This window comes from Micromonospora sp. DT43 (assembly GCF_049841645.1).
Taxonomy (GTDB): Bacteria; Actinomycetota; Actinomycetes; order Mycobacteriales; family Micromonosporaceae; genus Micromonospora.
Map to the genome: position 1 here is coordinate 388,615 of NZ_JBNCKR010000005.1, position 14,115 is coordinate 402,729.

Below are 14,115 nucleotides of genomic sequence, written 5' to 3' on the forward strand. Positions count from 1 at the left end.
CCGGGCCGGCTCGCGGGACAGGACCGCCCAGGATCGACGGTGGCGACGCGGTGGTCGTGGGCCCGTTCGGGTCGGAATCCCGTCCGAACGGGTGGCACAGACGCTGCGATTCACCGCCATCCATCGATCCTGGCCGGTCAGGGCTGCGATGGCTGGACAGATTCCGCTACGGTCTCAGGTGGAGTGTCCGTCGGTGGGGTGTTGCTGCCTTGCCGCGGGGGAGGGGCGCGGCAAAGCCGCCGCCACACAACATGACGGAAGGGTGTGAAGCATGGCGTTCGAGGTCGAAGCTGCGACTCTCCATACCGCCGCGAGTGACGTGCGGTCCACGCGCAGCGAGGTCGACGGCGAGCTGAAGAAGCTGTGGAACGTAGTCGACGACCTGGCCATGGCGTGGAAGGGTCAGGCGTCCACGGGCTTCCAGTCGCTCATGCAGCGTTGGAGCGAAGACACCGGCAACCTGCTGACCGCGATGGACAGCATCGCGGACCTGCTCGACAAGTCGGGTACGACGCACCAGGTCAACGACGAAGAGCAGCAGCAGATGCTGGACAAGTTCCACTCTGCTCTCAACCCGTGATCCGTAGCCAGCAGAGGAGGAAGTCGTGACGATCAAGGTTGACTACGCGGTCCTCGAGAGCAGCAACCAGCAGATGCAGGCGATCTCGAAGACCATCGACGAGAAGCTGGACACGCTGCGGTCGATGCTGTCCAAGCTCGAGTGGGAGGGCGAGGACCGCACCGCCTACGAGCAGCACCAGGCGAAGTGGGACGCCTCAGTTCGGGACATCAACAAAATCCTGAACGAGATCGGTGGTGCCGTCGGCATCGCCCGCGAGAACTACGTCTCCACCGAGATGAGCAACTCGAAGGTGTGGGGCTGAGACAATCACCGATGCGGCTCCGGTCCGGCTCGACCGGGCCGGAGCCGCATTGTGTTGGCGTCGGAATAGGTTCTGGGAGAGCGATGCGTACGGGGAAGCCTTTCCGATCGACACGGGCCGTGGCCGCGGCCGCGCTGGCGTTGTGCGCCGCGCTGGCCCCCGCGGTGACTGTCGCGCCGGCCCCGGCTCAGGCCGCTGACACCGTCCGTGGCCTCCAGTGGTACCTGGACTACCTCAAGGTCCCCGCCGCCCACAAGATCACCAAGGGCGCGGGTGTCGTGGTCGCCGTCATCGACAGTGGGGTGGACGCCAACCATCCCGACCTGCGCGGCCAGGTGCTGGCGGGGCACGGCACCAGCGCCGCGGCCGCCCGGGACGGGCAGCGTGACGACGACAAGGTGAAGGGGCACGGCACCTCGATGGCCGGCATCATCGCCGGGCGCGGCGGTGGCGCGATGCACGAGCTGGGCATCGCCCCGGGTGCGAAGATCCTCCCGGTCTCGATGGGCGACACGTTCAACAACCAGGATGTGCTCCTGGGTGTCCGGTGGGCGGCGGACAATGGGGCCGACGTCATCAACCTCTCCGTCGGTGCTGGCAACAGGACGGCCCCCCCGGATCTGGTGGATGCCATCAACTACGCCTTGAGCAAGAACGTCGTGGTGGTGGCTTCCGCGGGCAACGTCGAGCAGGGCGACCGTGAGGTCACCGCGCCCGCCAACATTCCCGGCGTCATCGCCGTTTCCGGGTTCGACAAGCGGGGCCGCTTCTTCGCCGGCTCGGTGCAGGGGCCCGAGACGGTGATCGCCGGCCCGATGGAGAGCATCATCGGGCCGGCACCCAAGGGGGTCTCGCCGAACGGCTACTCGGTGGGCAGCGGCACGAGTTCCGCTGCCGCCATCATCTCCGGGGTGGTGGCGCTGATCCGTTCCGAGTACCCGAACCTCGACGCGGTCAACGTCATCAACCGGCTGATCAAGACCGCTCGCGACGCCGGGCCGTCCGGCCGTGACCCGCAATTCGGCTTCGGCACTGTCGACCTGATGGCCGCGCTGACCCGGTCGGTGCCCCCGGTGACGGCGAACCCGCTGACGGATGGCGCGGCTGCTAGCCCGACCCGCCCCGGCGGTGCCGCAGCCCGGCCCGGCGACGATGACGGTCCCGCCGTCGAGTTCGGAGTGACGAACAAGGCCGGCGCGATCGTCCAGGTGGTGCTCTGCCTGGGCGTGCCGGTCGCCGCGCTGGTCGTCCTGCTGGTGGTGCTGCGACGCCGCAAGCGGCGCCCACCGCCGGCCGGCGGCCCGCACCCCGGCGCACCCGGCACGCCGCCACCCGGCTGGCCCGCCACCCAGCCGATACCGGCCGGGTACGGCCCGCCGCCGCAGCACCCCGGGGCATATGGTCCACAGCCGCAGCAACCTGGGGGATACGCCCCACCACCGCAGCACCCTGCGGGATACGGCCCGCCGCCGGGCCAGGCTGGGCCCGGATACCCGCCGCCCGGCCACCCCGCGCAGGGCTATCCGCAGGCGCCTACCGCTCCGGTGCCACCGCCGGGAGCGTCCGGCTGGCCGGGTCCGGGCCAGGTGGCACCGCCGTCCGGCCCGCACCAGCAACAACAGTGAGCGCAGACCACCAGTCAGGGTTTCGGGGAGGGGACCGATGACGGACGACAGGACCGGCCAGCCGGCACGGTACGAGAACGACGACCTCTACATCCCGGTGCCGGTGGGCGGGTTCCCGACGTCGGGTCTGGCCATCACCGGCCTGGATATCGACAACGTCAACCACGCCGAGACGCCGAAGGGTCTGGTCACCGCGCCCGGCGAGGCCGGCGTCAAGACCGAGTGGGACGCGACAAGCCTGGACTCGGCCATCACCTGGCTGGAGACCCACGCCGCGTACCTGAACAAGCTCTCCTACGACATGGTCGACATCCAGGACCTGATGGGTGGCGCGACAAGCGGCGTGGCCGGCGGGGCGGGCGGGCAGCCGAGCCCGCTCGGCGGGTTCGACTGGGCGGCCCGGTTGGCCGCCAAGCACCAGGGGCTCTACCAGGGCACCGAGTCCGGTGTCCGGAAGCTCTCGCAGAACCTGTACGACGCGGCGGAGGCGCTGCGCCAGGTCAAGCAGAACTACGAGACGGCGGAGGAGCAGAACAGGATGTCCGCCGCCGACATGCAGCGTGTCTTCGGTGACGTGGCCGGCAACGGCGACGGTCGCTAGGACGGGGGAGGACGGCAGATGGGCCTGAGCTGGGAAGAGATGTGCCAGAAGGTCGTCATCGACGGCCGGCCGGGGGACGTGACAAGCGCGGCCCTCGGCTGGGAACAGCTGATCAAGAATCTGAACAACGTCAAGCAGAGCCTCGACACCAACATCAAGGACCTGGGCACGACCTGGAAGGGCCCGGCGTACGAGGCGTTCAAGGGTCACGTCGAGCAGATCTCCAAGGACACCGGGCAGATCGTGGCGGACGCGGAGAAGGGCACCGGCATCGTCCAGTCCCTCAAGACCGCCGCTGACAAGCTCACCGCGGCCCAGCGCGACTTTCCGATCCCGGCGACCTGCGTCAACGACGTCCTGGAGGCGCGCAACGCCAAGCTGACCCTCGGGGTCGGCTTCTTCGAGGCGAAGGTCTCGCCGGACTTCCTGGGCTGGTTCGACCCGGTGACGGCGATCGCCGACTGGATCAACGACCAGTCGGAGGACGCGACCAGGGTCTTCCAACAGGTGAGCGGCGACTACCAGGCCATCGCGCCCGGCACCCCGGGCGACGCCGGCCAAATTGGCAATCAGACGCCGACGAGGCAGATCCCCAACCTGGACAACGGCGGCGGCGGCGGTGGGGGCGGCGGCGGTGGAGTGCCAAAGCTCGGCGGTGGTCCGTCCGCCGGCGACCTCGGTGCCACGCCCTCGATCGGCGCCACCGCCATGCCGGAGACCGGCAACCTGCCCAGCGGCTCCGGCGCCCACCCGGACCTCTCCGGCGGGTACGACTCCGGCACTGGTAACTACCCGGGCACCGGTGGCGTCCCGGGCGTCGGCGGCGCGGGCGACGAGTTCAGCAGCGGCCTCGCGGGTGCGGGCGGCGGCGGTTCGCCCGGTCTCGGCTCCGGCCTCGGAGGCGGTGGCCTCGGAGGCGGCGGCCTGGGCTCGTCCGGTGGCCTCGGCAGTGGCGGCGGCGTGGGCGGCGCCGGGGCACTCGCGGGTGGCGGCGCGCTCGGTCGGGCGGTCTCCCCGGGCATGGGCCCGATGATGGGTGGCGGCGCGGCGGGTGCCGGTCGCGGCGGTGGCCGGGGCGCAGGCGGCAAGCTCGGTGGCGGCATGGGTGGCGTCGCCGGTGGCGGCGGTGCCGGCGCGGGTCGGGGCGGTGCCGGGCGTGGCGCGGGCGCCGGTGGCCGGGGTGCGGGTGCGCGGGGCGCCGGTGGCGTGGCCGGGGCGGGCAGCGGCGCCGGCTACGGCGAGGAGGACACCGCCCGCAACACCTGGCTGGAGGAGGACGAGGACGTGTGGGGCGCGGACGGCGGAGGCACCTCCGGCATCCTGCGCTGAGCTTCTCGCGCCACGGCGCTGCTGCGGCCGACCGCAGCAGCGCCGTGGCGCATTCCACGGCCGCATCTCCCCGAGGGCGGTGCCCGTTCAGCCGGTGATCGTTTCGTCGGTACGGCGGCCGGGGCGCCAGCCACGTCGGCGGCCGCGCGCCATGATCGGTCGCGCGATGAGCAGCAGTACGGCGAGCAGCCCGCCGATGGCGGCGGCCCAGATCGCGACGGTGCGTTGCCAGCTCAGCGGGTCGGCCCCGGCGGCGGGTGCGGCAAGCCTTGCGACCGGCTGGTTGGTGCGGGTGCCCAGCAGGCTCGACACCGCCCGGTACGGGTTGACCACGCCGTAGCCGACCTCGGCGTTGCGCCCCTGTGGCGGGTTGTCCGCCGTCCGTTCCAACCGGTCGGCGACCTGCTCCGGGGTGAGATCCGGGTAGGCGGCCCGAACCAGCGCGGCCACCCCCGAGACGTACGCGGCGGCGAAGCTGGTGCCGCCCGTCGGCTCGGCGCGGTAGCCGGAGCCACCCGGTGCCGGGCCGACGATGTTCAGTCCGGGTGCGGCGACGTCGACGAAGGTGCCGCTGACCGAGGTGCCGACGTGCCCGCCCTGCTCGTCCACACCACCGACGGCGATCACCCCCGGGTACGCGGCCGGGTAGGCGGGCCTGTCCTCCTGGGTCTCCTGTCGGTTGCCCGCCGCGGCGACCAGCACCACTCGCTTGGCGAGGGCACGCTCGACGGCCTCTGCCAGATCGCTTCGGGGCAGGGTCACCAGTGACAGGTTGATCACGTCAGCGCCGTTGTCGACCGCCCAGTCGATGGCCGCGGCGATCTGCCCCGGCAGCGCCTCGTCGTTGGTGCCCTTGGCATCCGGCAGGACCCGGATCGGCAGGATGCGCGCCGCCGGGGCGACACCGCTGAACGGCACCCCGGTGCCCTCCTTGCCGGCGATGATGCCGGCGACCATCGTGCCGTGACCAGCCAGGTCACACTGCCCCTGTTTGGCCGGCAGGTTGTTGAAGTCGCGCCCCTCGAGCACCTGACCCTTGAGGGCAGGGTGGATGGCGGAGACTCCGGAGTCGATGACCGCAACCGTCACCCCGGCGCCCCGGGAGATTGGCCACGCCGCGGCCGGGTCCACCCGGCGCAGTGCCCATGGCATCTGCACCAGGCCGTCCTCGCCGGCCGGGCCGCAGGTGGGTGCTGCCGCGACCGCCGGGGACGAGGGGACCACCAGGGCAGCGCCGAGCAGGGCCGCCAGCGTTCCACTGAGGACGGCTCGGACGGCACGGCGGGACGGCTCGGTCGCGCTCGGCGGCAGGCATTCGCGCACCCGCAGAGATTACCGCTGCGCCGCGTCGGGCAGCGGCCCGCCGACGCCGTTCCGGCGGGGACGACGCCGCCGCTCGAAGCCAGCGCGGCTCGGAGCCAGGCGCGACGATGCCGGTCACGGCGGGGTACGACGACGCCGCGCGAAGCCGGCGCCGGTCAGGGTTGGGGCGTGACGTCGTCGGCGGGTGCGTCGGCGAAGAGTGCGAGCAGGGCACCCACCTGGCGGTCGGCCTCGGCGGGGTGCCGGAACCGGCCGGCGGGGTTCAGGGTGTACTCGTTGCGGCGCCCCACGCGGGTGCGGTGCAGGTAACCGCCGGCCTCCAGGTCGGCGACGATGGCCTGGGCGGCCCGTTCGGTGACGCCCACCTCGGCCGCCACGTCGCGCAGTCGAGCGGTGGGGTTACGGGCGATGGCCAGCAGCACGTGCCCATGGTTGGTGAGGAATGTCCAGTTCCGGCCGCCTCCGGTCGTCGCCGTGCCTGCCATCGTGGAAGCCACCTCTCCTGTTGTCCCCCCACCCTATGCCCGCCGGAGGGGTCGGGTCAGGTGCCGCCGGGCCGGCCCGGTCCCGCACCCGGAGGCCGGCTCGGTTCTACGTATGAAATCTAAATCACGCATACCTTGACGCCTCTTGCGGTGCGTGTGACCGTGGAGCCCGAGCCAGCGCCCACCGCCGGCCCGGCTGAAAACCCTGTTGAGCAGGTCAAACGCGTGGAGACGAGGTGCGGGAATGAGCCGTTCCGGTACGCCTGGCGAGCAGCCGGGCCCGCAGCGGGCCGGCGATCGAGCGGCGACGCCGACCGAGCCGGCCCGTGCCTACGCAGAGCTGGCCGCCGGCAATCGTCGCTTCGTCAGCGGAGCGCCGCGCCACCCCAACCAGGACGCCGGGCACCGGGCCGCCGTGGCCGACGGGCAGCACCCGTTCGCGGTGATCGTGGGCTGCTCCGACTCCCGGTTGGCCGCCGAGATCATCTTTGACCGGGGACTGGGCGACCTCTTCGTGGTCCGTACGGCCGGGCACACGGCCGGCCCGGAGGTGCTGGGCAGCGTGGAGTACGCGGTGACAGTGCTCGGCACCCCGCTGGTGGTGGTGCTGGGCCACGACTCGTGCGGCGCCGTGCAGGCTGCTCGCGAGGCGTCCGCCACAGGCATCGCGCCCCCGGGGCACCTTCCCGCGGTGGTCGACGCCGTACTGCCCAGCCTGCGGCGCGCCACAGCCGAGGGCGTGACCGATATCGACGGCATCGTCGACATCCATATCGCCCAAACCGTCGAAACGCTGCTCGGGCAGTCGCCCGTGCTGGCGGACGAGGTGGCGCAGGGACGGTTGGCGGTGGTGGGGATGTCGTACCGGCTCGCCGCCGGTGTGGTGCGCCCGGTGACTCCCGTACCGGCGGACGCCCCGGCAGCTGCCGCCGCCTGACAGGGCGAGGGCCGCCCCGCGGGATGCGGGACGGCCCTCGGACTCCTGAGCGGTTGGTCAGAGCAGCGACATGTGCACGTGGTCGGTGTGGTTCGACGGCCCGCTGTACGACTTCCAGCCGGTCGCCGGGAACCAGATCTGCCGGTTCCAGATCACGTAGTAGATGCCGAGGCGGTCGGCGTTGCGGATGAGGAACGCGGCGACGTTGTTGCCGTACATGCGGGTGTCGTTGTTGTGCCACGGGCTGAAGCCGCTCTTCTGCAACGACCAGTCACAGGCACGGCCCTTCGGGTGCTCGTACGGGCCACCGTTGCGGTGGCAGCCGACGAACCTGTTGAACCCGGCCCGCTTGACCTCCTTGTACGCGTGCAGGGTGCGCGGCGTGACGCAGCCGGAGGTGGTGGGGTCCTTCTCGCTGCACGACTGCGGCTTCCAGTCACCGTCGGCGGTGCGACCCGGGCCGATCCGGGCGACAGGCGAGGTGGCGTCCACCAGACCGCCGGTGAAACCCTGACCGCCGACGAGCGCGAGCGACTTCTCCGCGTCGCGCTTGTCCTTCGCCATCAGGGCGGTCTGCTTCTGCTGCTCGCGGACCTCCGCGTCGAGGGCCAGCTTGGCCTGCTCCGCGCGGGCCTTGACCGCGTTGACCTCGGCGAGCTTCTTCTCGTTGACCATGTTCATCTCGTCGAGCGCCGCGGCCCGTTGGACGAACGAGTCGGGGGCGTCGCTCTCCAGCAGCATCGCGATCGCGCCGATGCGCCCGGTCCGGTACGACTGGGCGGCGATCTGCGCGACCTGCGGTGCCAGCGCCGCCAGGTCGGCCTTGGCCCGCTCGACCTCCAGCGAACGTTCGAGCTGCCGCTTCTTGGACTGGTCCAGCTTGGACTTGGCCGCCACGTAGTCCCGGTTGGTCTGCTCGATCACGTCGTCGAGCAGCTGGGGCTCGTCCTCCTGCTCGTGCCCGGACGGTGTGGGGGTCGTCGGGGCGGCGTGGGCCGGGAGGGGCCCGGCGAACACGGTCAGCGCGGCGAGCACGGCCGCCACGGGTGTCAACCAGCGGCGTAGGGGTGCCGTCACAATGTTCCCTTCCGTCGACCGCCGACCGGGTTAGCTGACGGGTTCGGGGCGGAAGTGGCCCCTACCGCTGGCGCGGATTCACCCCACGTGCCTGGGTCCCCGGCTCGCCGGTTGGCGATTGGGCGGTGGCACCGCAGGCGCCGCTGCGCGCCTTCGTCGGTGACCGGCAGCGAGGTTACCCGAGATTCCACCGCCTGAGCTACGTCCCGATACCCACTAAAAGCGTCATTTCGCCATGGCGTTGAGTGACCAGTGACGCGGTTCTCAGGGCGGATGCCCGATCCGGTCACGCTGAGGAGTGTCACCATGCCGTATCCGTGCTCCTGTTCGGCTCTGGCCACCGGGCGGTGGCGGTGGATGGGGGTGAACGCCGCTCCGGATCGGGCCCGTCGGGCCGACCCGCTGACGGCGAGCTGAGGGCGGCCAGTGCCTCCGTCCGGTCCGCACGGGGGCGCGGCGTCAGGGCGTCGGCGTCCGCGCCCCGCACCGGCGTCGACCCGGCCGCGGTCACCGTCGCGGCCAGCCCGGTGGTGAGGGGTACGGCGGCGATCAGGCCGAGCGTGGCGACCGCGCTGCGGACGATCTCCTGGGCGAGGAACTCGCTGGTCAGGATCTGCCCGAGGGGGCGGCTGTCGGCGGTGAGCAGGAGCAACAGCGGTAGTGAGGCGCCCGCGTACGCCAGGACGATGGTGTTGACAGTCGAGGCGATGTGCGCCCGGCCGACCCGCGTGGCAGCCCGGTAGAGCTGCAACCGGCTCAGCCCGGGGTTGGCGTTCGCCAGCTCGGTGACGGTGGCGGCCTGGGTGACCGTCACGTCGTCGAGCACTCCGAGTGAGCCGATGATGATCCCGGCGAGCAGCAGGCCGCGCAGGTCCACATCGGCCTGGAACATCGACAGCGTGGTGGCGTCCTCGCTGCCGAAGCCGGTGAGGTGGGTGGCAGCCGTGGCGATTGTCGCGAGCACGCCGGTGAGCACCAGGCTGCCCAGGGTGCCGAGCACCGCGACCGACGTCTGGGCTGTCACTCCGTGTGTCAGGTAGAGCACCACGAACATGATCAGGGCTGCACCGACCACCGCCACCAGCAGCGGTGACCGGCCGGCACCGATGCCCGGCAGCACGAAGGTGAGCAGGATGGCGAAGCTGGCGGCCAACCCCGCCAGCGCGGCCAGGCCCCGCCACCTGCCGAACGCGACGATCGCGGCGGCGAAGACCACCGCGAGCCACACCAGCGGCGTACCGCGCTGGTGTTCGGCGATGTTCCAGCTGCTGGCGGCGGGATCGGTCGGATCGGTCAGCTCGACCAGGACGACCTCGTCGCCGACCTCGACCCGTGGCGCCCCGGGCCCGGCGGGGACGGGCGTGTGCACCTCTTGGCCGGCGCTCGGCCCGTCCTCGATCCGTACGTCCACGGTCCCGCACGGCCCGGTGGCCGGCGCGCCCTCCGGGTTGGCCGACGGCGGGCAGGCTTCGGTCACCACCCGGGTCACCGTGCCGTGGTGGCGCGGCACGTCCGCGCCACCGCCGGTCCGCGGTGCCCCGTCCCGTGGCCAGAGCAGCACGGTGGCGACGACTGTGGCAACGAAGAGCGGCACCACCGTCGCGACGAGGATCCGTCGTACCCGGGGCGGGGCGGGGTGAGCGGAACGGCTGTGATCGGAACCCAATGCGAGACTCCCAACGATCCGATGCGGGGTACGTGCCGAGGGGCCTGGCGGTTCACCTCCGCCGGACGAACACGGTGACGAGCGCATCGGATGGCTGGCTGACGACCTGGCGATCACGGAGAGTGGCCGCGCGGCCCGGCTGGTGCGTGCCGGCGCCGCTGTCCGGCGGTGCCGGCGCCCGGCTGCGTGGCGGGGTCCGGTGGGCCATCGTCGGCAATGGTAGTCACGGCGGGAGCCGGACCGGTCTGTTGGTTCAGCCGCGCTTCATGAGTCGGCCGACGGCCGCCATCATCTCGGTGGCCATCTCGTCGGCCCGGCCCTCGGCCGCTCCCTCGTGCATGCAGTGCCGGGCGTGCCCGTCGAGCAGGCCCAGGGCCACCTTGTCGAGCGCGGCCTGGATCGCGGAGATCTGGGTGAGCACGTCGATGCAGTAGCGGTCGTCGTCGACCATCTTCTCGATGCCCCGGACCTGGCCCTCCACGCGGCGGAGCCGCGCGAGCAGCTGGTCCTTGCTGGCGGTGTACCCGCGGATCGGGGTGGGAGCGGTCATGGCGACGAGGATAGCGTACCCCTGGGGGGTATGGTAACGTCCCTTCCTACCGGATACCCCCACCGGGTACCGGTACGTGATCGGACACCAGTCTGCCTCGGCATTACCCCTGGGGGGTATACGCTGGCAGGCGACGAAGGGAGAGATTCGATGGTCGACACGACGTACCAGGTGCGGGGCATGACCTGCGGGCACTGCGTCAGCGCCGTCAGCGCCGAGGTGGGCGCCATCGCCGGGGTGCGCGACGTGCAGGTGGATCTCGCCACCGGCCGGGTCACCGTCACCAGTGAGCAGCCCGTGGCCACCGAGTCCGTCCGGGCGGCGGTCGACGAGGCCGGTTACGACCTCGTCGAGGCGTGAGCGGGAGGCCCGAGGTGAACACGGTGACCAGGCTGGGCGGGTTCGCCCTCGGTCTCGCGGCGGTCTTCGGCGCGGCGTACGGGATCGGCCGGGTGGTCGACCCGGCCGCCCCGGCCGTCCAGAGCCGGCACGACGGCGGCGCCGCCCACACCTCGGGCCCCACCGCGCACGACGAGGTGACCGATCGAGTTCCCGGTGGCCTGCTCGTCTCCGACCGGGGATACACACTCGTTCCGGTGGCTGCCCCGGCAGGCGAGTTCGCCTTCCGCATCGGTGGGCCGGACGGCCGCCCGGTGACCAGGTACGACGTGGCGCACGACAAGCGGATGCACCTGATCGTCGCCCGCCGGGACCTGTCCGGCTTCCGCCACGTGCACCCCGACCTGGCTCCCGACGGCACCTGGCGGGTCGACACCCCGCTTGCCGGTCCCGGGCAGTGGCGGGCGTTCGCCGACTTCGCCCCGACCGGGGGCGAGCCGCTGATCCTCGGGGTGGACGTGACGGTCCCCGGCGAGCTGACCGAACGACCGCTGCCCGCCCCGGCGACCAGCACCACAGTCGACGGGTACACGGTCACCCTGGCCGGCACGCCGCAGCCCGGCCGCACCTCGCCACTCACCCTGACCGTCAGCCGGGACGGGCAGCCGGTCACCGACCTGGAGCCCTACCTGGGGGCGTACGGGCACCTGGTGGCGTTGCGCCGGGGCGATCTGGCGTACCTGCACGTCCACCCGGACGGAACGCCCGGCGACGGGCGGACCCGGCCGGGTCCGGAGGTCACCTTCCTCGCCGAGGTGCCGTCGGCCGGCAGCTACCGGCTCTACCTCGACTTCCGGCACGGCGGGCGGGTGCACACCGCCGAGTTCACAGTCGTCGCCGACGCCGCCGCGACAGGTGGCGGCCCCACCCCGGGTGGACCGTCCCCGAGCGGCAGCGCCGAGCACGGCACCCCCGGCCACGGGCACAACTGACGGGACCAGACGATGACCACCACCAGCAGACCACTGCCCGAGGCGCCGAACCGGATCGAGCTGGCCATCGGGGGAATGACGTGCGCCGCCTGCGCCGCCCGGATCGAGAAGAAGCTGAACCGGATGGACGGGGTGAGCGCCACAGTCAACTACGCCACCGAGAAGGCCACCGTCCGGTACGCCGACGGTGTCACCCCGGACGACCTGATCGACACGGTGCAGAAGACCGGCTACACGGCGGCCCTGCCGGCCCCGCCGACGACCGAGCAGCCGGTCGACCCGCTGCGGGGTCCGCGTACCCGGCTGTGGGTGTCGGTGGCGCTCAGCGTGCCGGTGGTCGTGCTGGCCATGGTGCCGCCCTGGCAGTTCGACTACTGGCAGTGGCTGTCGCTGACCCTCGCGGCTCCGGTGGTGGTCTGGGGCGGGCTGCCGTTCCACCGGGCCGCCTGGACCAACCTGCGGCACGGCGCCGCGACCATGGACACTCTGGTCTCGCTGGGCACCCTGGCCGCGTTCGGCTGGTCACTCTGGGCGCTCTTCCTGGGTGACGCGGGGATGCCCGGGATGACGCACCCGTTCCGCTTCGACATCACGCGCACCGACGGCGCCGGCACCATCTACCTGGAAGCAGCCGCCGGGGTGACGGTGTTCATCCTGGCCGGCCGCTACTTCGAGGCCCGGTCCAAGAGGACCGCCGGGGCGGCCCTGCGCGCCCTTCTCGAACTCGGCGCCCGGGACGTGGCGGTGCTGCGCGACGGGGTGGAGACGCGGATCCCGGTGGACCGGCTCGCCGTCGGTGACCGGTTCGTGGTCCGCCCCGGCGAGAAGATCGCCACCGACGGGGTCGTCGACGAGGGCACGTCCGCCGTCGACGCCAGCATGCTGACCGGTGAGTCGGTGCCGGTCGAGGTCGGACCGGGCGACGGTGTGGTCGGCGCGACGATCAACGCGGGGGGCCGATTGGTCGTCACCGCCACCCGGGTCGGCGGCGACACGCAACTCGCCCGGATGGCCGACCTCGTCGAGCAGGCGCAGAGCGGCAAGGCCGCCGTGCAGCGGCTGGCCGACCGGATCTCCGGTGTCTTCGTGCCTATCGTCATCACCCTGGCGGTGGGCACCCTCGGCTGGTGGCTCGGCACCGGCGCCGGTCCGACCGCCGCGTTCACCGCCGCCGTGGCCGTGTTGATCATCGCCTGCCCGTGTGCCCTCGGTCTGGCCACGCCTACCGCGCTGCTCGTCGGCACCGGGCGCGGCGCCCAGCTCGGCGTGCTGATCAAGGGACCGGAGGCGCTGGAGTCGACCCGTCGCGTCGACACCGTCGTACTGGACAAGACCGGCACCGTGACGACCGGCCGGATGACGCTTGTGGACGTGGTGCCGGCGAGCGGCGAGGCCCGCGCCGAGCTGCTCCGGCTCGCCGGGGCCGTGGAGGCCGCCTCCGAGCACCCGATCGCCCGGGCCGTCGCCGCGGGTGCCGCCGAGGCCGGAGCTCTGCCCCCGGTGACCGGCTTCGCCAACCTCGAAGGGTCGGGCGTCACCGGCACCGTCGACGGGCGGGCCGTACTGGTCGGCCGGCCCCGGCTGCTGCGCGAGCGCGGTGTCGACGTACCGCCGGAGGTCGACTGGGCCGTGCGGGACGCCGAGGCCGCCGGACGTACGGCGATCGTCGCCGGCTGGGACGGACGGGCGCGGGGCGTGCTGGCGGTCGCCGACGTGGTCCGGCCCACCAGCCGGACGGCCGTGGCTCGGCTGCGCGCGCTGGGGCTCACCCCGGTCCTGCTGACCGGGGACAACCCCACAGTGGCCCGGGCGGTCGCCGCCGAGGTGGGCATCGACGAGGTGATCGCCGAGGTGCTGCCGGCCGGGAAGGTCGACGTGATCAAGCGGCTCCAGGCCGAGGGGCGGTCGGTGGCGATGGTGGGGGACGGGGTGAACGACGCGCCGGCGCTGGCCCAGGCCGACCTGGGGCTGGCCATGGGCACCGGCACCGACGTGGCCATCGAGGCGTCCGACCTCACCCTCGTCCGGGGCGACCTGGATGCGGCGGTGGACGCCATCCGGCTGTCCCGACGCACGCTCGGGATCATCCGGGGCAACCTGTTCTGGGCCTTCGGTTACAACGTGGCAGCCCTGCCGCTGGCCGCCGCCGGGCTGCTCAACCCGATGATCGCCGGTGCCACGATGGCGCTGTCCTCGGTCTTCGTGGTGGCCAACAGCCTGCGGCTGCGCCGGTTCCGCTCGGCCGCCGATCGCGGATTGTGACGACGGCGATGGTTGGACCGGTGACGGTCGGGGTACCTCTGCTGT

General features: G+C 72.3%; 14 protein-coding genes and 1 riboswitch. Of the genes, 9 read left to right on the top strand and 5 right to left on the bottom strand.

The features are described from left to right. The first annotated feature begins 271 nt into the window (after nt 1–271). The 5 genes from ACLQ26_RS15830 (at nt 272) to ACLQ26_RS15850 (ending at nt 4,439) form a co-directional block, all read left to right on the top strand. Nucleotides 272–580 carry a WXG100 family type VII secretion target gene (locus tag ACLQ26_RS15830; RefSeq protein ID WP_363684829.1) on the top strand — a complete coding sequence of 103 codons (309 nt, stop codon included), beginning with the start codon at nt 272–274 and terminating at the stop codon, nt 578–580. A gap of 25 nt (nt 581–605) precedes the next feature. Further along, entirely contained in the window at nt 606–884 is a 279-nt protein-coding gene (locus tag ACLQ26_RS15835; protein ID WP_425745112.1) for a WXG100 family type VII secretion target, read from the top strand. Nucleotides 885–1,003: 119 nt separating this feature from the next. Further along, complete coding sequence (locus tag ACLQ26_RS15840; protein ID WP_425745113.1) at nt 1,004–2,509, top strand: S8 family serine peptidase; 1,506 nt, start codon at nt 1,004–1,006, stop codon at nt 2,507–2,509. A 37-nt stretch (nt 2,510–2,546) separates the two neighbouring features. Beyond that, the gene (locus tag ACLQ26_RS15845; protein WP_425745114.1) at nt 2,547–3,110 is read left to right on the top strand and encodes a hypothetical protein; all 564 of its coding nucleotides are present in this window, start codon (nt 2,547–2,549) and stop codon (nt 3,108–3,110) included. Between the two features lie 18 nt (nt 3,111–3,128). Continuing rightward, the gene (locus tag ACLQ26_RS15850; RefSeq protein WP_425745115.1) at nt 3,129–4,439 is read left to right on the top strand and encodes a WXG100 family type VII secretion target; all 1,311 of its coding nucleotides are present in this window, start codon (nt 3,129–3,131) and stop codon (nt 4,437–4,439) included. Between the two features lie 87 nt (nt 4,440–4,526). Here ACLQ26_RS15850 and mycP read toward each other — a convergent pair whose 3' ends face one another. Together mycP and ACLQ26_RS15860 are read right to left on the bottom strand one after the other, a co-directional pair. Beyond that, a complete protein-coding gene (mycP, locus tag ACLQ26_RS15855) occupies nt 4,527–5,762 on the bottom strand; it encodes a type VII secretion-associated serine protease mycosin (protein ID WP_425745116.1) in 1,236 nt (411 codons plus the stop codon). 155 nt (nt 5,763–5,917) lie between these two features. Next, nucleotides 5,918–6,247: a helix-turn-helix transcriptional regulator gene (locus ACLQ26_RS15860; RefSeq protein ID WP_425745117.1), complete on the bottom strand. Its 330-nt coding sequence runs from the start codon at nt 6,245–6,247 to the stop codon at nt 5,918–5,920. Between the two features lie 244 nt (nt 6,248–6,491). Here ACLQ26_RS15860 and ACLQ26_RS15865 point away from each other — a divergent pair, with 244 nt between their 5' ends. After that, nucleotides 6,492–7,184: a carbonic anhydrase gene (locus ACLQ26_RS15865; RefSeq protein WP_425745118.1), complete on the top strand. Its 693-nt coding sequence runs from the start codon at nt 6,492–6,494 to the stop codon at nt 7,182–7,184. Nucleotides 7,185–7,241: 57 nt separating this feature from the next. Here ACLQ26_RS15865 and ACLQ26_RS15870 read toward each other — a convergent pair whose 3' ends face one another. From ACLQ26_RS15870 to ACLQ26_RS15880, 3 genes are all read right to left on the bottom strand, one after another. Continuing rightward, nucleotides 7,242–8,261 (bottom strand): coiled-coil domain-containing protein, encoded by a 1,020-nt coding sequence (locus ACLQ26_RS15870; protein ID WP_425745119.1) that lies wholly within the window; start codon nt 8,259–8,261, stop codon nt 7,242–7,244. Between the two features lie 4 nt (nt 8,262–8,265). Then, nucleotides 8,266–8,396, bottom strand: a riboswitch (cyclic di-AMP (ydaO/yuaA leader). 166 nt (nt 8,397–8,562) lie between these two features. After that, complete coding sequence (locus tag ACLQ26_RS15875) at nt 8,563–9,927, bottom strand: YibE/F family protein (protein WP_425745120.1); 1,365 nt, start codon at nt 9,925–9,927, stop codon at nt 8,563–8,565. A 253-nt stretch (nt 9,928–10,180) separates the two neighbouring features. Further along, nucleotides 10,181–10,477: a metal-sensitive transcriptional regulator gene (locus ACLQ26_RS15880; protein WP_030329541.1), complete on the bottom strand. Its 297-nt coding sequence runs from the start codon at nt 10,475–10,477 to the stop codon at nt 10,181–10,183. A 150-nt stretch (nt 10,478–10,627) separates the two neighbouring features. On the opposite strand from ACLQ26_RS15880, the gene ACLQ26_RS15885 reads away from it, so the two are divergent. Genes ACLQ26_RS15885 through ACLQ26_RS15895 form a run of 3 tightly spaced genes read left to right on the top strand, consistent with a single transcriptional unit; the run spans nt 10,628 to nt 14,070 of the window. Further along, the gene (locus ACLQ26_RS15885; protein WP_007454941.1) at nt 10,628–10,837 is read left to right on the top strand and encodes a heavy-metal-associated domain-containing protein; all 210 of its coding nucleotides are present in this window, start codon (nt 10,628–10,630) and stop codon (nt 10,835–10,837) included. 14 nt (nt 10,838–10,851) lie between these two features. Next, on the top strand, nt 10,852–11,808 hold the full coding sequence (locus ACLQ26_RS15890) for a hypothetical protein (protein WP_425745121.1): 957 nt from the start codon (nt 10,852–10,854) through the stop codon (nt 11,806–11,808). Nucleotides 11,809–11,820: 12 nt separating this feature from the next. Next, nucleotides 11,821–14,070 (top strand): heavy metal translocating P-type ATPase, encoded by a 2,250-nt coding sequence (locus tag ACLQ26_RS15895; protein WP_425745122.1) that lies wholly within the window; start codon nt 11,821–11,823, stop codon nt 14,068–14,070. Nucleotides 14,071–14,115 lie beyond the last annotated feature (45 nt).